16 protein-coding genes and 1 pseudogene are annotated in these 18,919 nt (G+C 57.6%); 5 read left to right on the forward strand and 12 right to left on the reverse strand.

Annotated elements, in window-relative coordinates; translation table 11 throughout:
• Nucleotides 1–46 precede the first annotated feature (46 nt).
• The 5 genes from ACFQL3_RS04970 to ACFQL3_RS04990 are packed head-to-tail and all read right to left on the reverse strand — an operon-like array spanning nucleotide 47 to nucleotide 5,401.
• On the reverse strand, nucleotides 47–580 hold the full coding sequence (locus tag ACFQL3_RS04970; protein ID WP_377051950.1) for a TorD/DmsD family molecular chaperone: 534 nt from the start codon (nucleotides 578–580) through the stop codon (nucleotides 47–49).
• Nucleotides 573–1,934, reverse strand: coding sequence for an NrfD/PsrC family molybdoenzyme membrane anchor subunit (gene nrfD / locus ACFQL3_RS04975; protein WP_377051952.1), 1,362 nt, complete (start codon nucleotides 1,932–1,934; stop codon nucleotides 573–575). Before nrfD ends, ACFQL3_RS04970 begins: the two co-directional genes overlap by 8 nt.
• Nucleotides 1,934–2,668, reverse strand: a complete 735-nt coding sequence (gene dsrO / locus ACFQL3_RS04980; RefSeq protein WP_377051954.1) for a sulfate reduction electron transfer complex DsrMKJOP subunit DsrO — start codon at nucleotides 2,666–2,668, stop codon at nucleotides 1,934–1,936. The genes nrfD and dsrO overlap by 1 nt, the downstream gene beginning before the upstream one ends.
• The gene (locus ACFQL3_RS04985; RefSeq protein WP_377051956.1) at nucleotides 2,668–5,151 is read right to left on the reverse strand and encodes a molybdopterin-dependent oxidoreductase; all 2,484 of its coding nucleotides are present in this window, start codon (nucleotides 5,149–5,151) and stop codon (nucleotides 2,668–2,670) included. The genes dsrO and ACFQL3_RS04985 overlap by 1 nt, the downstream gene beginning before the upstream one ends.
• The gene (locus tag ACFQL3_RS04990; protein ID WP_377051958.1) at nucleotides 5,144–5,401 is read right to left on the reverse strand and encodes a 4Fe-4S ferredoxin N-terminal domain-containing protein; all 258 of its coding nucleotides are present in this window, start codon (nucleotides 5,399–5,401) and stop codon (nucleotides 5,144–5,146) included. The genes ACFQL3_RS04985 and ACFQL3_RS04990 overlap by 8 nt, the downstream gene beginning before the upstream one ends.
• Before the next feature lie 331 nt (nucleotides 5,402–5,732).
• On the opposite strand from ACFQL3_RS04990, the gene ACFQL3_RS04995 reads away from it, so the two are divergent.
• Together ACFQL3_RS04995 and ACFQL3_RS05000 are read left to right on the forward strand one after the other, a co-directional pair.
• Complete coding sequence (locus ACFQL3_RS04995; protein ID WP_377051960.1) at nucleotides 5,733–6,020, forward strand: ribbon-helix-helix domain-containing protein; 288 nt, start codon at nucleotides 5,733–5,735, stop codon at nucleotides 6,018–6,020.
• On the forward strand, nucleotides 6,013–6,294 hold the full coding sequence (locus ACFQL3_RS05000; RefSeq protein ID WP_377051962.1) for a type II toxin-antitoxin system RelE family toxin: 282 nt from the start codon (nucleotides 6,013–6,015) through the stop codon (nucleotides 6,292–6,294). Before ACFQL3_RS04995 ends, ACFQL3_RS05000 begins: the two co-directional genes overlap by 8 nt.
• Before the next feature lie 80 nt (nucleotides 6,295–6,374).
• On the opposite strand, the gene ACFQL3_RS05005 is transcribed toward ACFQL3_RS05000, so the two are convergent.
• Nucleotides 6,375–6,995, reverse strand: a complete 621-nt coding sequence (locus ACFQL3_RS05005; RefSeq protein ID WP_377051964.1) for a helix-turn-helix domain-containing protein — start codon at nucleotides 6,993–6,995, stop codon at nucleotides 6,375–6,377.
• 1,153 nt (nucleotides 6,996–8,148) lie between these two features.
• On the opposite strand from ACFQL3_RS05005, the gene ACFQL3_RS05010 reads away from it, so the two are divergent.
• Nucleotides 8,149–8,364 (forward strand): hypothetical protein, encoded by a 216-nt coding sequence (locus tag ACFQL3_RS05010; RefSeq protein ID WP_377051966.1) that lies wholly within the window; start codon nucleotides 8,149–8,151, stop codon nucleotides 8,362–8,364.
• Nucleotides 8,365–8,695: 331 nt separating this feature from the next.
• Here ACFQL3_RS05010 and ACFQL3_RS05015 read toward each other — a convergent pair whose 3' ends face one another.
• Together ACFQL3_RS05015 and ACFQL3_RS05020 are read right to left on the reverse strand one after the other, a co-directional pair.
• Nucleotides 8,696–9,073 (reverse strand): type II toxin-antitoxin system VapC family toxin, encoded by a 378-nt coding sequence (locus ACFQL3_RS05015; RefSeq protein WP_377051968.1) that lies wholly within the window; start codon nucleotides 9,071–9,073, stop codon nucleotides 8,696–8,698.
• Nucleotides 9,070–9,333 carry an AbrB/MazE/SpoVT family DNA-binding domain-containing protein gene (locus ACFQL3_RS05020; protein WP_377051970.1) on the reverse strand — a complete coding sequence of 88 codons (264 nt, stop codon included), beginning with the start codon at nucleotides 9,331–9,333 and terminating at the stop codon, nucleotides 9,070–9,072. The genes ACFQL3_RS05015 and ACFQL3_RS05020 overlap by 4 nt, the downstream gene beginning before the upstream one ends.
• Before the next feature lie 449 nt (nucleotides 9,334–9,782).
• Between ACFQL3_RS05020 and ACFQL3_RS05025 the strand changes: the two genes are divergently transcribed.
• Nucleotides 9,783–10,961, forward strand: a complete 1,179-nt coding sequence (locus ACFQL3_RS05025) for a Fic family protein (protein WP_377051972.1) — start codon at nucleotides 9,783–9,785, stop codon at nucleotides 10,959–10,961.
• A 607-nt stretch (nucleotides 10,962–11,568) separates the two neighbouring features.
• Here the strand turns inward: ACFQL3_RS05025 and ACFQL3_RS05030 are convergent.
• The 4 genes and pseudogenes from ACFQL3_RS05030 to ACFQL3_RS05045 all read right to left on the reverse strand — a co-directional run.
• Nucleotides 11,569–12,768 carry an orc1/cdc6 family replication initiation protein gene (locus ACFQL3_RS05030; protein ID WP_377051974.1) on the reverse strand — a complete coding sequence of 400 codons (1,200 nt, stop codon included), beginning with the start codon at nucleotides 12,766–12,768 and terminating at the stop codon, nucleotides 11,569–11,571.
• Between the two features lie 1,209 nt (nucleotides 12,769–13,977).
• Nucleotides 13,978–14,382, reverse strand: coding sequence for a transcriptional regulator (locus tag ACFQL3_RS05035; RefSeq protein ID WP_377051976.1), 405 nt, complete (start codon nucleotides 14,380–14,382; stop codon nucleotides 13,978–13,980).
• A 28-nt stretch (nucleotides 14,383–14,410) separates the two neighbouring features.
• Nucleotides 14,411–15,670, reverse strand: coding sequence for an RNA-guided endonuclease InsQ/TnpB family protein (locus ACFQL3_RS05040; protein WP_377051978.1), 1,260 nt, complete (start codon nucleotides 15,668–15,670; stop codon nucleotides 14,411–14,413).
• Between the two features lie 200 nt (nucleotides 15,671–15,870).
• Nucleotides 15,871–16,032 (reverse strand): annotated as a pseudogene (locus tag ACFQL3_RS05045) (toxin-antitoxin system TumE family protein); the annotation flags it as partial.
• Between the two features lie 1,469 nt (nucleotides 16,033–17,501).
• Between ACFQL3_RS05045 and ACFQL3_RS05050 the strand changes: the two are divergent.
• Nucleotides 17,502–18,902 (forward strand): ATP-binding protein, encoded by a 1,401-nt coding sequence (locus ACFQL3_RS05050; RefSeq protein WP_377051980.1) that lies wholly within the window; start codon nucleotides 17,502–17,504, stop codon nucleotides 18,900–18,902.
• Nucleotides 18,903–18,919: the final 17 nt, after the last annotated feature.

Genomic DNA, 18,919 nt, shown 5'->3' on the forward strand with positions numbered 1-18,919 from the left:
AGAAATCTAAACCACCTGGCTGGCCCGGCGGCGGGCCAACCCTACCTCACTCCAGACTTGCTGCAGTCACCTCCGCGAGCGCCTCGTAGAACGGCTCCTCGGTCTCTCCCTTGACGTCGGCGAGGAACTCGTCGAGCCACTGCTCGGGATGTTCGTCGAGGAACGACTCACAGGCGGTCGTTTCACCGCGAGCGAGCAGATACGCGGCGAACTCAAGTTCGGTCGCGACGTGATCGGGGAGGTCGGGCCAGTCGGGATCGAGCCCGAGGTCGTACTCCTGGTACCACTGGACGACGTCGTGAGCCGCCGGGCCGAGGACGTCCGCCGACTCGTTCCGATACACGCTCTCGTAGGGTGGACACCGTGGCTCACCCGGACCGACGAACAGGCGTGCGTGTTCCGCGCGCAGCGCGGTCACCGAGACGTCCTCGATGGAGACGCCGACCGATCGGAACAGCCCGCTGTCCGCGACGGCGTCGACCAGATCGGCCGTCGGCTGTCGCCAACACCGCGCGAGCATGGCGTACCCGCTGGCGAGATCCGCAGTGTCGCCGCCGTGAGCAGCGCCTGCGTCACTCATCGTCGTTCACTCCGTGGTTGCCGGTCCCGACTGCCCCGCCGTCAGTCACGGCTGCATCGGTCGTCGGCTCCTCCGACGTGACGGGCTCGGGCGACCCACCGCCCGGCTGGATCGGCAGGAAGCGAAGCCCGAGCGTGACGATTAGCGCGCCGATCGCGACGATGCCGAGGACGACCAGCAGTTCGATCAGCGTCGGGGTGTAGGTCCCGCTTGTCGCCCAGACGTCCGCCGTCACGCCGGTGTAGTCGGTGCCGGTCGTCACGCCGGGCGCGGCACCGATGTTCAGCTCGGTGTAGCCGGTGAAGATCAGGTTGACACCCTCGAAGAGGATCCCGACGATGGCGAAGACGCTCGCGGTCGCGACCGCCCAGAGCTTGCGACGGAGCGACGGGATCGCGAGCAACGCAATGGGGAGCGCCCCGCCGACGACGGTCCAGAGCCAGAAATGGATGGTGTCGCCGACGAGGAACGAGCCCGTGATCGACCAGAACTCGAAGTTCTCCGCCCACGCGTGGGGCAGGCGCTCGGCCGCCACGAGGTAGACGACGTGGACCGCGACGAACACGCCCAGTACCTTCGCGAGCTCGGAGACCAGGTCTTCCTCCAGTCGGAACTTCGTCGTCCGGTCGAGTACGATTGCGGTCACCAACAGCAGGCCGAGCCCGGAGACCAGCGCCTTCATGATGAACATCGGCGCGACGAGCGGGCTGAACCAGTCGCCGCGACCGATCTGTGTGGCGAAGATCCAGCCGGTCACGGAGTGCAGCGCGATCGCCAGCGGGATCGCGACCGCGGCCGCCCAGAACGCGAGCTTGCGGTCGCGTTCGCGGCCCTCCTCGGTGTCCTCGACGCCGAAGGCGAGTCTGGAGCCCATCCGGGCGAGATCACGGCGCGTCAGCAACCAGAGGTAGCCGGCGCTGAACAGCCCGTACACGAGGACGATCCCGAAGTCCCAGACCATCGGCGACCGGAAGTCCGGCGATGTGAGGAAGCCGACGACTCGGCTCGGGCGACCCAGATCGGGCAGGATCAGCAAGCCGGCGACGACGATACACCCGAGGCTCAGGAGTACGCCCATCGCCGCGAGGCTGTCGTAGCGTTTCGAGTGGAAGAACTTCGGCGCGCTGGAGATGATCAGCCCCCCCGCCGAGAGGCCGATAAACAGCACGAACAGCATGATGTACAGCCCCCAGGAGAACACGTTGTCCATCCCGGTGACCGCAAGGCCCTGCGTGAGCTGGTAAGCCCACGCGCCCATGCCGACGAGGATCGTCAGCACGAGGACGCCGAGCCACGCCTTGCCGCGCGTCCCGAACTGCGGGATGACGACGCCGCTTTCGGTATCGGTCGCCATCAGCTCTCACCTCCGTTGCTCGCGACACCATCAGGATGGCCGACCTCCTTCTTTTCCGTTCCTTCGAGCTGGTTCCCGTCCTGCGGGCGACCGGGACTCATCTCGCCGCGGATGTAGTAGGTGTTCGGATCGGTTTCGAGGTCGTCGAGCAGTTGATCGGTCTCGTACTTGTTTATATATCGGGAGACCGTGCTCTCTTCGTCATCGAGATCGCCGAAGATCCGCGCATCTGCGGGACAGGCGACCGTACAGGCCGGATCGAGATCCTCCTCGACGCGATGGCTACAGAACGTACACTTCTCGACGACGCCCTGCTCGCGCTCTTCGACGTTCCCGGTGCCCTCGGTCGGCAGCGTCTTGGGCTCGTCGTAGTTGAACACCCGTGCGTTGTACGGACAGGCGCTCATGCAGTACCGACAGCCCATGCACTTGTCGTAGTCGATCTCGACGATACCGTCATCGCGTTTGTACGTCGCGTTGACGGGACACACCTTCACACAGGGAGCGTTCTCGCAGTGTTGACAGGATGTCGGGAGGTGGTTCATCGAGAGGGTACCGTCCCGACCGTTCTCCGGGTACTCACCCTCCGGGGTGTCCATCGTATCGCCGCCTTCGGTGAGGATCCGGTTCCACCGGCTGTCCAGCGGAACGTTGTTTTCCTGGCTGCAACTCACCGAGCAGGCATGACAGCCGATACACCGTTCCAGGTCGATCACCATGCCGTAGTTCGTCATCAGTTATCACCTCGGTTCGGGTAGCCGTCGAGCCAGTCGTCCGTTCCGGGGTCCGTGTACATACTCGTGTCAATGTCTGCCGGAGCGGGTTCGACCTCGGCCCGAACGTCGTAGAAGGCGAACGTCGGCGCGAGGTCGTTGACGTCCATATGGGTCAGGTCCTGCAGGTTGCCGTGGATGTAGTCTTCGGTCCACCAGCCCTGGTCGATGTTGATCAGCCCCGGCTGGAACCCTTCGTTGTACTGCGCCCGAACGACGACCTCTCCGCGGTCGTTGTACACCCGGACGTAGTCGCCGTCGTCGATCCCACGCGCTGTCGCGTCCGAGGGATGGATGTCGAGTGTCGGTTCGGGGTTGATCTGTCGGACCATCGCGTTGTCCGCCCACTGTGAGTGGATCCGCCACTTCGAGTGTTTCTGCATGAACATGAGCGGATAGTCCTCAGCCAACTCGTGATCGTCGGCCGTCCGATCCTCGATCGGACGCGGGAGGTCGAGGACCGTCCCCTCGTCTTCGACCGGCTGGTCCTCGTCGTAGAGTTCGATGCGACCGGTGTCCGTGGGGAACGGATCGGTGTACTTGATGACGTCCACGTCGACGCGGACGTTCCCCTTCTCGCGTAACTCGTCGAAGTCGATCCGGTCATCGTTGGCTGCGATCTTGCGCAGTTCCTCACGCTTGTCGTCGAGGAACAGGTCGTCGTAGCCGAGTTTCTCGGCGAGGTCGGCGATGATGAAGTAGTCGTCCCGGGCCACCCACAGTGGCTCGTGTGCCTTCGTCCGGTGTGAGATGTGGGGGTGCGATCCCCAGGCGTCGGTGATGTCTTCACGCTCGAACCAGTGGGCGGCAGGCAGGATGATGTCTGCGTGCTGGACCGTCGGCGTGTTGTGGATGTCAGCCATCGCGAACATGTCGACGTTCTTGAGCAGTTCCTGCCACCGCTGTCGGTCCGGGAACTGGTTGACGAGCATGTTCGACTCCATCCCGTAGATCGCCTTGATCGGCCACGGATCGCCGTTTTCCAGCGCGGCGGGCTCTTCATGCATCCGGAGCGACTGGGCACCTTCTGCCCCCTCCGGTGAGCCGTACCCACCGCTGTTCAGCGAGGCACCCAGTGGGTGCTGAGCGTGGATCGTCCCGGACCGACCGTAGTCGCCCGTCAGGGCGAGCAGGATGGCGTAGCTCTGGCCGAAGACGTGGCCGTACTTGTATCGGCCGAGCGCGTAACTCGATGCGATCCCACCGGGGCCGCGCGTGGCCAGCCACCGTGCGGACGTCCGGATGTCTTCGGCATCGAGGTCTGCAACGTCGGCGACGGCTTCCGGCGAGTAGTCCTGAACGTGCTCTTCCAGCAGTGTTAGTCCTGTCGTCGTCGAAATACCTCCGATATCGTAGCGACCGAACAGTTCGACCTCTGCATGCGTATCTGGCTCCAGTGGGATCGGTTCGCCGGTCTCGGCATGGATGCCGACAACGCGGTCGTCGTCGTCCCCGGTGATATCGCTCATCCGGAGCATCTCCTCGGTGTCCTCGCGGACGAGGGCACCCGCGGTCGAGCGCTCGCGCAGGAACTCCTGATCGTAGATCCCTTCGGCCAGCACCTCGTGGATCATCGCCAGCGCGAGGTGGGTGTCCTTGCCGGGTTTGATCGGCAGCCACAAGTCGGCTTTCGCAGCGGTCGTCGTGTAGACGGGATCGACGACGACCAACTTGGCCCCGTTTTCCATCGCGTCGAGGACCTTCGAGGCGTCGTTCTGGAACTGGCTTTTGAACAGATCCGAGCCCCAGACGATGATCGTGTTCGCGTTTACCCAGTCTTCGCTCTCGTTCGTCGGCGGGAGGAAGTAGCCGTGTCCAGTTACACGACGAAAGCCCATCCCGACGTTCGAGTCGATCGACCACCCCTGCTGCGTGCCGCCAAACATCGACGCGAGGCGACCGAAGAACGTCGTCCCCATCCCGTTGTCTCCGGAGCCAGTGTGGAAGAAGACGCTCTCCGGGCCGTACTCCTCGCGGACCCTGCTCATTTTATCGGCGACGTAATCGAGCGCCTCGTCCCACGAGACTTGCTCGAACGTGGCGTCTTCGCCTCGGCCCTCTGGGTTCGGTTCACCTGGCGACCAGTCGCTTCTGACCATCGGGTACTTCAGCCGTTTCGGGCTGTAAACTCGCTGGACGTGAGACTGGCCAAGGACACAGCCACGCCGATACTGCTCGTCATCGGTCATCTGTGGCTCGACGAACTTGACCTGACCGTCTCTAACGTGAACGTTCAGTGGACATTTCCCACGGCAGTTCGGCGCACACGCCGTGTTGAGGACTTCGGTCTGATCGAATAGGTCTTCGACGACTGCGGATTCAGCCGTGTCCTCTCCGAGCGACTGCAGGACGTTCCCGCCACCGAGGCCGAGTGCCCCGGCCGCCGCTCCCGCGGAGAGTAACACTGACCGACGGTGGACGCCGGAGGACTCTTGCTCACTCATTGGTTACCTCCGGATCCGTCGGACGCTCGTCGACGCCGAACTCCTCGAGGATCTCTTCGTGATACTTCTCGTGGAACTCCGCTTCGCTCATCTCCCCGATACTCACGCGAACGGCGTCCCGACTCATCCGCTTCCCGAGATCAGCGTCGGCCGAGCTGTCGGCCAGTATCTCCTCCGACGCCTGCTCCCAGTCATCGGCGTCGACGCCGTGCGCTTCCTCTTCCGTCAGCCGATCAGTTTCGTTACCCATCCTTGTGCCTCTACTACGACGTAGTTCGTACGCCGCCCTGCCGTTCGCGGCTAATAGTTGCCCGTTTCTTCTAGGTCGCATATGTAGTTATAATCGGACCTGTTGTTACCAGATATCGTTACATAGTGAGATATAGCAGACATACATCTAGGAATAACGTGAAATAGTGGGCCCTCCTGTGCTATCGTGCTCGTTTGTAGGCTGTAACGTTCGTAGCCCGGCACAGACTGAAACGGTTCTAGTAAGTGAGATTTGCTGCCACAGATGCCCTCAACACAGGAAAAGGACTGGTTGCCGTAATGCTTATTCATACACAAATTCAACACAGCATATGCCAGAAGCGGAATCTCCACCTGAGAAAACGACGGTGAACGTCCGGATGACAGAGACCTTTTTGGAGGACGTTGACGTGACGTGGAAAGAATACGGCTTCAACAGCCGCAGTGAGTTCATCCGAGCCGTCCTCCGCGATGCACTCAAACATCCCGAATTTAACCGCGCAGATCTGAAGGCGATGCTCACCAGCGAAGCTGAGATTCGTGACGGTCGCACTCACAGTAGCGACGATGTGAAAGCCGAATACGGCCTCGACGGGACCGTACGTGACAGCGATGAGTGAGTGGGACTGGGAACTCACCGACACGGCACGGCGGGATTTCGACGGACTCGACAATCATGCACGTGATCGCATCGCTAGCAAACTCGACGAGATCACTACTGACGAATGGCGAGATCCACCCGAACATCTCGAACCACTGCAGGGAGCACCCCACGAAAAGCTCCGTATTGGTCCATTCCGACTTGGCTGTCGTGCGGACCGCACCACACAAATTCTCTACGTCTTACGGATTCGAAAGCGGGGTGGTGATGCATACCGCAGTGACGGCGATTGATTAGGTTGTGCCTTTCAGCGACTGGCTGTTTCGGGCGCAACTATATCTGAAGAATCGGGTTTCCACAGGACCACTGCCGCCTACTCTTCGACGAGGTCGACGAGCAGTTTCGATTCGGCGATACGCAGCCGTTTCGACAGGGTCGGCTTTGTTATCTCCAGTTCCTCGGCAAGCGCATCGAAATCGATCCGGCGCGGGTTGTCGTAATAGCCGGCGTCGATCGCACGACTAAGTGCCGCTTCCTGGGCATCACTGAGCAGGGAGACGTCCACGGACCGCAGATCAGCGAACCGTTCTTCGTCGAGGTCGACGAGTCGCTGTAAGGAAACGTACTCGCTTACCTCCTGTAGGTCACGAATCAGGTCCTGTACGGTCTCACGGTCGGTCAGATACGTCGTCACAGTGACGCGGCCGTTGCTCGCCGACTCGAACTCGGGGAGACAGCCGTATCGACAGAAGACGGTGCACGGACAGCACCCACTAACCGCTTGTTCGTGTTGTTGCACGGCACCATCATCGCCGTCGGCCTCGGAAACCACGTAACACCGGTTTTCGAGGATCATGTGCGTGGAGATGTTCCGATCGGAGGCTCTGGCGATCGGGCAGTCCGCGTCGGGGACCTCGAACCGAATATCAGCCCGGATCGTCCGCTCGGCACGACTGTGCTCGTCGCTGGAACGGATCGCTCCTGTCTTGGCCATGTCTGAATGTTTGGTCGATCCGGCAAATAACTCAGCGTACGAATCTCAGCTCGTGATAATGATCTGAATTTAACTTTTGGCCTCCGAATCGATTTGAGTTCCATATACGGGCGGACGTCGAACGAGGTGTGGTACACCACTGCTGTGTGCTCTGGTGGAGACTTCGGGGAGCCATACGCGGGGAGCGGCTCCGAAAAACGTCGTATTGGAGGCGAAAAACGTGGCTATAGTCGTGGAGTGCGAACGACGTCGTGAGACCGCCGAAACGTGAAAACCATGAGACGGCAGGGGAGTTGCGTGTACATAGGCACTAGACAGTAGAGCAGGAAACAGACATCGTGGTGAGTGGTTTCAGCGTCCAATTCTCCATTATCTCCGTGATTTTGCGGTTCTGGACAGCCATGGGATCAGCATGATACGTGAGTTGTATCGCACTCTCGACGTCGACTGCATACTCGAACAGGCCGTAGCGTCCCACACGAGTCCATTTTCGACTCGCACTGACGCGAGTGCATCCAGAGGGCTGTATCGACCGCACCATTCAAACGTCTCAGCCTCGACTCCACCATTCAAACGTCTCAGCCCGTGATTCGCAGGCAGCCTTTCGGAACACCACCGCACGTATGGACGCCGGGAGACGCTTCTGATCGAGGTGACGTCTGACCACGACTTTTGATACGTTGCTAACCCACTATGGGGTCTTCTTGAGACAACCACATCCAGCACTCCCAGTATCGCCGTATCTCGTCGTCGTTGCAATCAGCCCGTCATGTGGTGATTTCACAGTCTCAAGAAGTCGTCTCGTTATTCGTCTTCGTGCGCTCTGTCCGCCGGTCGTACTGCTTGTCGAGAAACCACCCGCTCGCGTCCAACCGACCGGAGACCAGCGATTAGCCCTCATTGGCGAGTCGATGAGCGGTCACCCGACCGCTTCGGACATCGTGGGGCGACCGCGACGACGGGCAGGTACGAAGCTTCGAGTAGTCCGTTGCCTCGCAGGTCTCCGGATACCGGTCATGCGGGCACGGCTTCCAGTGGAAACACGACTGAGTACCCCGATACACCGCGTCACGGATCGACGACGAACCGATGCGGCTGTATATCGACGTCGCGGCCCGCAACCCCGACTGTCGTCAACACTGACGCCAGAACGGTGCTGCGGGTCTGGCACGCAAAAGGCGACCAATACCGCGAGACGCCCGTCCTGAGAGATCTCGGTACGACTATCCGGACGGTCGACGTGTTGGGCGGCTTCACGGAATTGCTCGGACGTCTCATCAAGAACGAGATACTCGTCCTCGTCGACGTCGAGGTTAATTTCGAGATTTCTGACGACCATCACTCTTCAAATGTTGTCGGAATGATGTAAAAATCGTGATTCGTGCTGGGGGGAGTCACTCGTGCTGTAGAGTGTGGTTTGATTCAGCAGTGACGCGCTTCCTCCAACGGCTAACGCCGTGGGTTTTCGCGCTGGTTCTGTATGTGGTATGGGAATCGTCGCTACCGTGATCGAGAGGGATGCGACCGGGTCATCCATCTTGCAACAGGTGGCCCTGAATAAGACTGACGTCTCAGTGTAGGTGTGATCGAGGACCCCCCAGTGATCTGCGTGGAATTGATGTGCTTTTGTTCTCGATCGGGAGCATTCTGCGAGAGTGAGAGAGTACATTTCGTGTGCTTTCTGCTTTGTCAGTAGTTGCTCACTCAGGTGGTTGTTCGATCGAGATTCGCTTCTCAGTAACATCGTCAAAGGATTGGTCTGAGGATATTATGCGATCATGATCAGCATACGCGATGTGATATGCATCAAAAGCGGTGAGGCCATACTGCTCCATATAATCTGCTGCCTGGAAGAGAACCGTCTCGTCTGAAGACACCGATGCGATCTCAAGCGCATAACTGAGTGCTTCCATTCGGTCGAATTCGAACCGATCTGAGATCATTAGTAACTCTAGGAGCGTTGCCCGCGACGTGTAGATGTCCCCTTCGTGCTCTGTGGCGATCGCTCCTGCTCGTTCCTGAAGCCAATCGTCGTCTTTCACGAGTGCGATGAAAAAATCCGTGTCAGCGTAGATCATCGCTTCTCCGACTCAGTGACTTCCTTAATCACGTCCTCCCGGGCAGTATCGCGTGCCTCCCGTTTGATTTCCGCGATGGATTTCCCATCAAAGGCACCGCCAACGGCCTCTCGAAGTCCCTCAATCGGGTCATCGTTTAGCGGAATTAACTCAACACGATCGTCGAGTTCGACGATTCGATATCTGTCACCGTATTTTTCGCGGATCTCCTGTGGAATGACAATCCGACCACGATCGTCTACCTTCGCTGTCTTGCTCACTGTAATCTCCTCTATGCGGGGATGAAGTAAAAGTATTCCCACGAAAATGTGTATTGTCCCAACACTCGGTGTTCTTTCATCTAGAATTGGGTGGGTGTAAGCCGAGCAGTATCGGTCCGCGAGTGATCACAATGGCGTCATCGACGGTGACGGCCGGTGGTTCGTCGATGCCATATTCTGGATCTACCTGCTCGAAGTCTGTATCGAGGCCGATACCGGGAACCCGATCGAGACAGCCTGCAAGGCCAACCCCAACTGACAGTCCACAGCTCGCCAGGAATCTGCGACATCGCATAGTCTGATTCGCTGTGGATGAGAACACGTCAGGGAAATACCGACCTTGTTTGTGTATAGTATCTCAAATACAATAACTGGGCTTAACTCACCCCAGTATTTGCATTTGAATTCACTAGATTCATTTACTGGCGCTACATAGTGTCGGTACATGCATGAGAGGACCAGAGATCGAAGATACCGCGCCTGGAAAACTCATCTCCTACGGGAGAGAGTCATACTACCGGCCAGAGCCTCTACCACCCTCGAGTGATCTCCAGTTCGATGCGGATTTTCACGACCTGCTTTCGGAGGCCACGTTCTGGCTCGGCAAACTCAGTGGTATCAGTCTAGAAATCGGCTTTCCTCCTGTCCTCTATACGTCCCTCCTCCGAAAAGAAGCGATGGAATCGGCCGAAATCGAAGGAGCAGATATCGACTATAACGCGCTCTACAGTCTCGAAACACGCAGCTTCGACGAGTCTACAGCTGCAGACGCTATTGCATCCTCCACAAGTGAAGCAGCGACAAAAGATACCAAAGAAGTCCTGAATTACGAACAGGCCATCGAGGAGGGCATTGAAGCACTCGATAGCGGTGGGGAGATCTCCGTTGCGCTTTTCCATGACCTCCACGAGACGCTGCTCACGGGCGTTCCAGACGACCGCATTGAGACGGACACGATTGGTGCATACAAGACAGTTCCAAACCATCTCGGCGACTTCCTCCCACCAGTTCCGGGTGACGTCGAGGGGCTGATGGATGCCCTTCTCACGTACTACCGAACTGGGGGGAGCTATCATACGCTCGTGGACATCGCGCTATTTCACTACCAGTTTGAAACGATCCACCCATATGGCGATGGGAATGGACGCCTCGGTCGCCTCCTCATCACACTCCAGCTCTACGATGCCGATCTCATTGAGCGCCCGAACCTCTACCTCAGTGAGTACTTTAACCGGAACAAAGCCACGTACGTCGACCGAATGGAAGCGCTCCGGTCTCGCGGCGACTGGGAAGACTGGGTGTCGTTTTTCGTCAAAGGAGTGGCCCAGCAAGCTGCAGAGTCCGTTGACCGCACGCTGGCACTGGACGAACTTCGGCGTCGCTACGAGGAGGAGTACGGTGGTGTCCAGTACGCGAAGCATCGCTTGGCGTGCAAACTCTTCGAGCAGCCGTACGTGACCACGAAAACAGTCGCGACGATGCTCGATATAGAGCGTTCAACAGCATACCGTGCTATTGCTGATCTTGAAACTGAGGGAGTTCTAGAGGAAGTGACAGGGAAACAGCGCAACAAAGAATACCGCGCAACGGAAATTTTCGAGATTCTTGAGCGGCCACCGCAAACGTAGTGAACTACCCTGCCCTACCGCGCTCGGGGCTACTCGCCCCTCGCTTGTTGAGGGCAGGGCTTCCTGTTTCTGTGTCGGAATTTATACCCAACGTGGGCACAGGGATTCCAGACTCCGCAGACGATTTCCCTTCAGGGGCGGTTCGGAGTGTCCCACTCCTACCGAATCGACACTCGGCCACAACCGACGTTGCACGCTTTTTGTCGCGTTTGAACAACGCCAGAAGCGTGGTGAGCATCTTACTACCTCGTTCGACCGCAGGGGTAGTAAGCGTGGCGGGGAAAGGGCAAGTAACTCGTGCGGGCGCTGTATCCCCCTCCCTGCTCGCGGCTTCGCCGCTCGCTGAGGAAGGGGGCTTAGCGCCCTCAATTACAGCTAAGTCGGATGTCCGTGTGTCGGCACCGTTGAGGACTGTGACAAACTCGAAGCAACTGTAGAGAGTACATTTCGTGTGCTTTCCTTCTCGAACAAGTGGCTCATGGGGAGAGTGAGAGAGTACATTTCGTGTGCTTTCTCACCATGAGACGGTACCAATACTGGAGACAAAGTCCGAACACCAAACAGGGAGAGAGTACGTTTCGTGTGCTTATCGTCGAGCAGTAGTGTATTACAGATCGCCAGTCTCCTCGATCGTCTTGCGCGTCTCGATGACGATCTCCGGGTCGAGATCGAGTTCGTACTCGTAGTACTGCCCGCCACTGAGTCCCTGATTCCGCTCGAAGCGCTGGAGGAACCCGAGCATGTGGAGATCCGAGAGATGGTCCTGAATGCTCTTGAGCGTCGTCAACGGATCGGCACCACACGCCGCGGCGACGTCCTGGTAGACGTCGTAGATCTCCTTCGAGCGAGCGGGCGTTTTCCCCTTCTCTTCGAGGTATGCGATCGTCTCCAGGATGTACTGTCCGTGGATCGTCTGGTCGCGGATGCGATTTTTTAGTCGGCCGCGCTGGACGCGTTCGCGAGCCCGCCCGATGTGGTCGTCGGTGACGCAGTCAGCCTCCTCACGGAGGGCGACCTCCCCGCCAACGCGAAGGAGGTCAATGGCCTGACGTGCATTCCCCATATCCTGTGCGGCCAGCGCTGCAGCCCGACCGATCGCTGATTGATCACAGGCGTCCTCGGCAAACGCTTGCTCCGCCCGATCCTGTAGAATCGCACGAAGCTCGACGGCGTTGTACGGACTGAACGAGATTTCGGTCTCCATCAGCGTGTCCTTCACTTTGGGCGAGAGCGTGGTGCGGAAGGTGTAGTTGTTGCTGATCCCGATGATGCCTACCTGGGCGTCGACGATGTGTTTGTTCGAGCGTGCTCGCGGGAGTTCATAGAGGAGGGTATCGGCGTCGTCGAGATGGTCGATTTCGTCGAAGACCATTAGATGCGTCCCGCCGATTCGATCGAGTTGGCTGTAGAGCTCTTCAAAGGCATCGCCGGTCCCGAGGCCACGCTTCGGAAAGTCGCTTGCACCCTCGGGCAAGAGCGTGTTCACGAGCTGGCGAACGACCATGAAGACGGTCTTGCCGTTGCAGTTGAGGTCGTGGACGTGCAAGTCGTCGGCCTCCTCGCGTGTCTCGACTTCGTCCTGGAGTGCGTCGAGTATGTACTTCGTCACCGCTGTCTTCCCGAGGCCGGCTTTGCCATAAAGCATGACGTTCTCGGGTTCGCGGTCGAACAGGACGTCCTGCAGCGCGTAGCGGTATTCCTCGATCTCTTCGTCTCGCTCGAGAATTGTCTCCGGCTGGTAGCTCTCGGTGAGCATCTCCTTGTCCGCAAAAATCGTATCAACCATGTCGCCGAACGGATTGCTCATTCACTATCAACTGGTTGCTCAATAGTATTTAAAACCTTACTTTGTTAGCTTCGTTTGCTATTTCGTATCTTATTTTCTGCAGATTATCATCAACGTGTCTGGTAGATATGTATCGCAGTTCTACTGAAAGCACACGAAATGTACTCACACTATGTCTGATAAGATCACACACGAAATTCACGTATCCTCTCTCAAACCGGGCCTGTCTTCTTGGGAAAAGCACACGAAATGTACTCTCTCACTCCATCGACGTCGAAGCATACGAAAGCACACGAAATACACTCCGTAACCGCTTCAGCGTGTAGTCTCCAACACCCACTCGGTGTGATTCTCGGGAGCAACCATTCCCAAAGAACCGATGAAACAGTGGGGGGTGGGTGGTCTGTAATAAATCCACAAAGCACACGAAACGTACTCTCTCTGTGTTGGCGAGTGAGCACACGAAATTCACTCTCTCAATTCATACCCTCCCTGCCATCTTGGGAAAAGCACACGAAATGTACTCTCTCACTCCGTCGACGTCGAGGCATCCGGAAGCACACGAAATCCACTCCGTAACCGCTTCAGCGTGCAGTCTCCAACGCCCACTCGGTGTGACGCTCGGGAGCGACTATTCCTAAAGAACAGATGAAACAGTGGGGGGTGGGGGATCCGCAACAAATCCACAAAGCACACGAAACGTACTCTCTCACTCCGTCGACGTCGAAGCATATAGAAGCACACGAAGTCGACTCCGTTACCGCTTCAGCGTGCAGTTTCCAACACCCACTCGGTGTGACGCTCGGGAGCGACTATTCCTAAAGAACAGATGAAACAGTGGGGGGTGGGGGATCCGCAACAAATCCACAAAGCACACGAAACGTACTCTCTCACTCCATCGACGTCAGGGCATAGCAGTTGACGACGTGATTTACACCCACTCCGTGATGCGCTTTTTCAGTACCTCTACAAAGCTGGAGGATACTCCTCGGCTCACTAGTCGTCTTTCCCGCCAATCTCGTTTGTATTGCTCTTCCTGCTGTCGAAGACCAGACAGTCGTTCTCTTCGTTTGGGGTCTTCGACGCGCACACTCTTTTCATGATGGCCGTCACCGGGATCACGCTCGCAACCTCACCCGTCATGACCCCGAGTAGAAGCGTCCGATCGACGGCATCTCTGACCGCGAGGTTCTAGTTTGGGGCTGGCGATTATGAAGTATGAGCGGTTAATCAGGGCGCAGCTGCCTCAGGTGAGCTGTTCGAATCAGTAAGTGGAAGATCGATTTCGAGGCCGTCATAGGCCAGTTGCGGTTTCTTTGCCCGTCCTGAGCCACCGCCCGCGAAGTCGATGACGCCGATATCTTCGAGCTCGGTGAGGTTTTGATGGACCTGTTTGTAGTCGCGATCGACCAGATCTGCTGCTTCGCGAATACTGTCCGGATCGTGTTCAGCGAGAGCTTCTAACAACTCGAGGTTCTTCTGGCTCAACAAGCGGCTTAATTCGGCATACGACCCGAAATTGAGTACCGGCTGTGCGTTATCTAGTGCTTCGTCTTCTTGCGCTGCTTTGATACGCTGGCGCGTTTGCTGATCGAGACGAGTGCGTTCGCCGACGGTGACTTTGAGCGTTGGCATGATTTCTCTCCTGGTCAGGTACCCACGACTAAAGTCGTGGGCTTGTCAGTGGACTCCCGCTCTGACCACGAGATGTGGTAGGCGAAAACTCGCCGTTCGCGTTCACTGTCCCTGACTTCAGGGCGACCTGACAGTCCGCCCGTCCAGCCCCAGACTTGAGCCAGTGCTGGACAAGCCGCCACCCGATGTTCCGAGCAGCGTTATAATCCGCGTGAAGCTCCTTTCCACAGTTCAGGCACTTAAACTCGTCACCGTCACGGTTCTCCTCGTGCGTGAACCCGCACTCCGAGTGACTACATCGCTGGGACGTGTACTGTGGCTTCACGTCATCAACGACAATACCGTACTCTTCGGCCTTGTACTCAACAAGAGATTGGAGTTTGTTGAACGCCCACTGCTGGAACTTACTTGCATTCGAGATACGCGCTCGAATATGTTTCAAGTTCTCGAACGCTATCGCGTCACAATCGTGTCGGCGGGCTTCGAGAACCAGTGTGAGTGCGACGCGATGCAAGTAATCCTCGCCCCAATTCGAGAAGCGATTCCCGATGGCTTTCAGTGTCAAGTGGGCGCTCCGAGTGCCTGTCTGTTGGAGTTTTCCACGACGCCGTTCGTACTCCGCACGCTTGTGATTGAGGTAGTCTGCGTTGCCGAGGAACGCACCAGTCGAGGTGACAGCAAGGTAACCGTCAACGTTGAGGTCTACGCCGAGTACCGCTCCGTACTCAAAAGTAGATGCCTCGTCATCCTCGCGTTCCTTTTTTATCGACACGTGCAGATAGTACGTGCTGTCACGCTTGTGTAGCGTGGCCTCACCGCGTTCCCACTCTGGGTTCTCCCAGTATTCTTCGAACGGCGTGCCGCGAGTATCCTCGGGAATGGTGTATTCAGCCGAGACACGACTATCCACGGTAGACAGCGTGCAGTGGTCGTCGTTGTACGTTATTGTGCGACCGTCGTAGACGACTACACTACCGCGGAACTCTGATTTACTGGCTTTCTCACCGTCTTCGAGGATACGGTCTTTGCAGTTACCGAGCGCGTTTGCCGCGAGGCTGCGAGCGGCTTGGACGTGGTTTGCGGTGAGGTCTGTCTTTTCACGTACGTCTTGGTAGGTGGCGTCGTGGAGTTTCGACTTGCTGTCGATTATTTGGGTCGGGTCGTCAGACCAGCCGTAGTCCGCGGCGTGTTGCGCGGCTTGACGGAATTGCTCGAACGTCTCATCGAGAACTGGGTAGTCCTCGTCGGCAACGTCGAGCTTGATTTCGAGGTTTCTGACGACCGTCACGGTTCAAATATTGTGGTTTTATTATTTAAAGACTATGTTTTTCGTTGGGGAGTCAGCCGTGTCTGGATGCGTAGTTGGATTCACAAGTGACGCGCTTCCTCCCACGGCTAAAGCCGTGGGTTTCCGCGCTGCCTCTGTATGATGTCTTACTCGGGCCAATTCCACGAGACTGGTGTCATTTCGTCTGCTTCCCGCTTGAATCAGTCGTACAGCGCAAGCATTCCGGGAACATCGATGCGTTCGACATGATTCTCCGTATGTCGCTCGTGCCCTTTGGTTTGTTCGTGAGCATTATCGTACCGGAGGAGTGTAAGTCCACCCACTTCCCCAAGGTGGAGGCTGTAATCCCAACCGCTTGGATATATGTGACGTCCTCTTACGACTGAAGTCGTGGGCTTCCGCTGTTGTCGTGTCATAACCCGCAGACACTGGTCCTAAAGACCATCGTCGAGCACGACGATCTCGTGGCTGCCGTCGAGGAACTTAATTTTGAGCGCCTGAGCCTCTCGAACGTCCCCAGCTAATCGATGCTCAGCCGCCAGCCGGAGACGGTCGAAGACCCCTTCTTCATGAGTTTCTTGAGAAAGAAGAAAATCGTACAACCGACAGCAGGAAACGCAAGAACTGATGAAACAGTGGGGGGTGAGACTGGCTCCCCACGAGCGAGCTGGACTCATTCCGGGATTCGTTCCTCGAACAGATGAAACGGTGGGGGGTGAGGAGGATGGCCGAATCGCCTGTGTGGTCGATCGTCGATCCATACTCGTTCGTCTGGTCCGGTAGGACGTCTAGACGAACTACCATGTACAGAACTAGGAACGAGACCGAGAATGACGTTCAGGTCGGGGAACCAGAGCAAGACACCCAGAGGAGACCGAACACGCTGGTCCATTGTCTGGCCGGTCGTCGACGACGGCCTGTTTCTGCCCCACTTCGAGTTTCATAATCGGCTCCCGTCTAGCGGTTTGGGGTTGTTAGCCGTCGACGCCAGACCAGGGTCACTCGTCACGAAACCGCTCATCTGCAGCATACTCGGTAGAGAACCGTCCTACACGCCATACAGTATACTGTCACTGCGTTTTCCAACCAGCACACGACGGCTCCCACGAATTCCCATAGCTGCTGTAGAAGCGCTCTTCCCCCAGTATGATCCGATTATGAAGATTCAGCGATCGAGGTCGCAAAAGCCCTGCTGTCTGACGGCCAGCACTCACTGGTTGGGACCCCTGAACGAACTCCTGTAGGACGTCGAACGGACGGGGTGAGTTCCTGCTGATCCTCCGGTTCGTGTGCGCGTCGACGTCTTCGCGTACGTACCTGCAAGCGGGATGGACGCCGCTTTCAGCGGGCCGACACCCCGTCTTCGAAGTGTAACGTCTCCGCTATCCCGACCTATCCTGTCGTCGATACCGACCCTCGCATACTGTTTCAACGCCGTTGGTTGACCCGTTTTTCCCGACTCTCGTCTCGACCTCGTCGCGTCGACGACGTCGATTCCCCTCCGCTCAGACATGGCCCCGGTTCATACTTCGATTTCCAGAGTCCGTGCAAGAGTAGTAGCGGTGCTGAGGAGCGATTATGAACGGGATCGGGCCGCTAGTGAGGCGTCGAAACCCCTGTTTGACACCAGAAATGTCTTCGAATTGAATAGGCCCACTGGTGGGCCGTCGATAATGCTGTTTGCCGTAGACGTATCCTCGAATCCGATGTCGAATCGTCCGAGTCCCAGAGAACCGGTAGAGCGTCCGGAAAACGGAGACCCTCCGCAACGATTGGTGTCTGTGGTCGTCGGAACATCTAAGTCATTATCACGATAATCATTATTTAGAGTATGACCTTTTTCGACCGGACGGCAGAACTCGACGCGCTCGATGCGGCAATGGACTCTCCCGGGCACGAGTGTTTCGTCGTTTATGGCCGTCGCCGCGTTGGGAAGACGGAACTACTCAAGCAGTTCTGCGCCGACCGAGAGCACATTTATTTTCTCGCCTCAGAAGAGGCTGAACATCGACAGCGGGAGAAGTTCGTTGAGCAGGTGGCGGCCTACTTCGACGATCGTGTCCCACGTATCGACGGCTGGGACGAGGCGCTAGCCTATCTTGGCGACAAGATCGCCGACCGGGAGCTGGTGGTCGTTATTGACGAGTTCCCATATCTTACCGACGAAAACGAGTCGCTCCCATCATACATGCAGGCGTTCGTTGACGAACAGTTACAGCACAGCGAGTCGATGCTCGTTCTGTGTGGCTCAAGCGTGAGTGCGATGGAGTCGGAGGTGCTCGGCCACAAAAGCCCACTGTACGGTCGACGAACGGGACAGATCGATCTAGAGCCGTTCTCGTTCACTCAGGCGCGTGAGATCATCACGTACGGGATCGAAGATGCGATCAGATCGTACGCGGTCACTGGGGGAACTCCGATGTATCTCACGCTGTTCGACTACGAGCGTTCTCTCGCTGAGAATGTCCGTCAGAACGTATTGTCGCCAACGGCCGTCCTGTACACCGAGCCCGAGTTCCTGTTACGGACCGAGCTGCGGAGCCCAGCTCGATATATGAGCATTCTCGAGGCGATCGCGCTTGGTCATACAACACCGAACGAAATCTCGGGGGCGACGGGAATCGATGTCGGGCCCCTCTCGAAGTATCTACAGACACTGCGCCGTCTTCGGTTGATCACCCGTGATGTCCCGGTGACGGCAGCACAACAGAAGTCCAAGCGCTCACGGTATCGTCTCAATGACGAGTTCCTCAGGTTTTGGTTCCGATACGTCGAGCCGAACCGATCGAGTATCGAGGAGGCACCAGCACTCGTCTTCGAGGGAACGATCGAGCCGGACTTTCCGACCCACGTCGCGACCACGTTCGAGTCGGTCTGTCAGGAAGCGATCTGGGAAGCAATACGTCGAGGCGACCTCGATGCGTATTCCGATATCGGTCGGTGGTGGTACGGAGAAGACGAAATCGACATCGTCGGACTTGCACCTAGCGACGATCGGATCCTACTGGGAGAGTGCAAGTGGACCACAGAGCCTGTCGGACACACTCTGGTCAACCAGCTCCGGTCGAAGGCCGACCGCGTTCAGTGGGGATCACCAGACCGGGACGAACGGTTTGTCCTGTTCTCGAAGAGCGGCTTCGTCGACGAACTGGAGCAGGATCTCGACGACGAGTGGGTACTAATCGATCTACCCGCGCTCGACAAACTGCTCACTCCACACACTGACGAATAGTCCCTGACCAAGACGGA

The organism is Natronoarchaeum sp. GCM10025321 (genome assembly GCF_042663585.1).
In the GTDB taxonomy this organism is placed as follows: Archaea; Halobacteriota; Halobacteria; order Halobacteriales; family Natronoarchaeaceae; genus Natranaeroarchaeum.

What these genes read in the sequence shown, in the direction of transcription:
- ACFQL3_RS04970 (WP_377051950.1), bottom strand. Translation starts at nt 580, where the DNA reads ATGAGTGACGCAGGCGCTGCTCACGGCGGCGACACTGCGGATCTCGCC.
- nrfD (WP_377051952.1), bottom strand. Translation starts at nt 1,934, where the DNA reads ATGGCGACCGATACCGAAAGCGGCGTCGTCATCCCGCAGTTCGGGACG.
- dsrO (WP_377051954.1), bottom strand. Translation starts at nt 2,668, where the DNA reads ATGACGAACTACGGCATGGTGATCGACCTGGAACGGTGTATCGGCTGT.
- ACFQL3_RS04985 (WP_377051956.1), bottom strand. Translation starts at nt 5,151, where the DNA reads ATGAGTGAGCAAGAGTCCTCCGGCGTCCACCGTCGGTCAGTGTTACTC.
- ACFQL3_RS04990 (WP_377051958.1), bottom strand. Translation starts at nt 5,401, where the DNA reads ATGGGTAACGAAACTGATCGGCTGACGGAAGAGGAAGCGCACGGCGTC.
- ACFQL3_RS04995 (WP_377051960.1), top strand. Translation starts at nt 5,733, where the DNA reads ATGCCAGAAGCGGAATCTCCACCTGAGAAAACGACGGTGAACGTCCGG.
- ACFQL3_RS05000 (WP_377051962.1), top strand. Translation starts at nt 6,013, where the DNA reads ATGAGTGAGTGGGACTGGGAACTCACCGACACGGCACGGCGGGATTTC.
- ACFQL3_RS05005 (WP_377051964.1), bottom strand. Translation starts at nt 6,995, where the DNA reads ATGGCCAAGACAGGAGCGATCCGTTCCAGCGACGAGCACAGTCGTGCC.
- ACFQL3_RS05015 (WP_377051968.1), bottom strand. Translation starts at nt 9,073, where the DNA reads ATGATCTACGCTGACACGGATTTTTTCATCGCACTCGTGAAAGACGAC.
- ACFQL3_RS05025 (WP_377051972.1), top strand. Translation starts at nt 9,783, where the DNA reads ATGAGAGGACCAGAGATCGAAGATACCGCGCCTGGAAAACTCATCTCC.
- ACFQL3_RS05030 (WP_377051974.1), bottom strand. Translation starts at nt 12,768, where the DNA reads ATGAGCAATCCGTTCGGCGACATGGTTGATACGATTTTTGCGGACAAG.
- ACFQL3_RS05035 (WP_377051976.1), bottom strand. Translation starts at nt 14,382, where the DNA reads ATGCCAACGCTCAAAGTCACCGTCGGCGAACGCACTCGTCTCGATCAG.
- ACFQL3_RS05050 (WP_377051980.1), top strand. Translation starts at nt 17,502, where the DNA reads ATGACCTTTTTCGACCGGACGGCAGAACTCGACGCGCTCGATGCGGCA.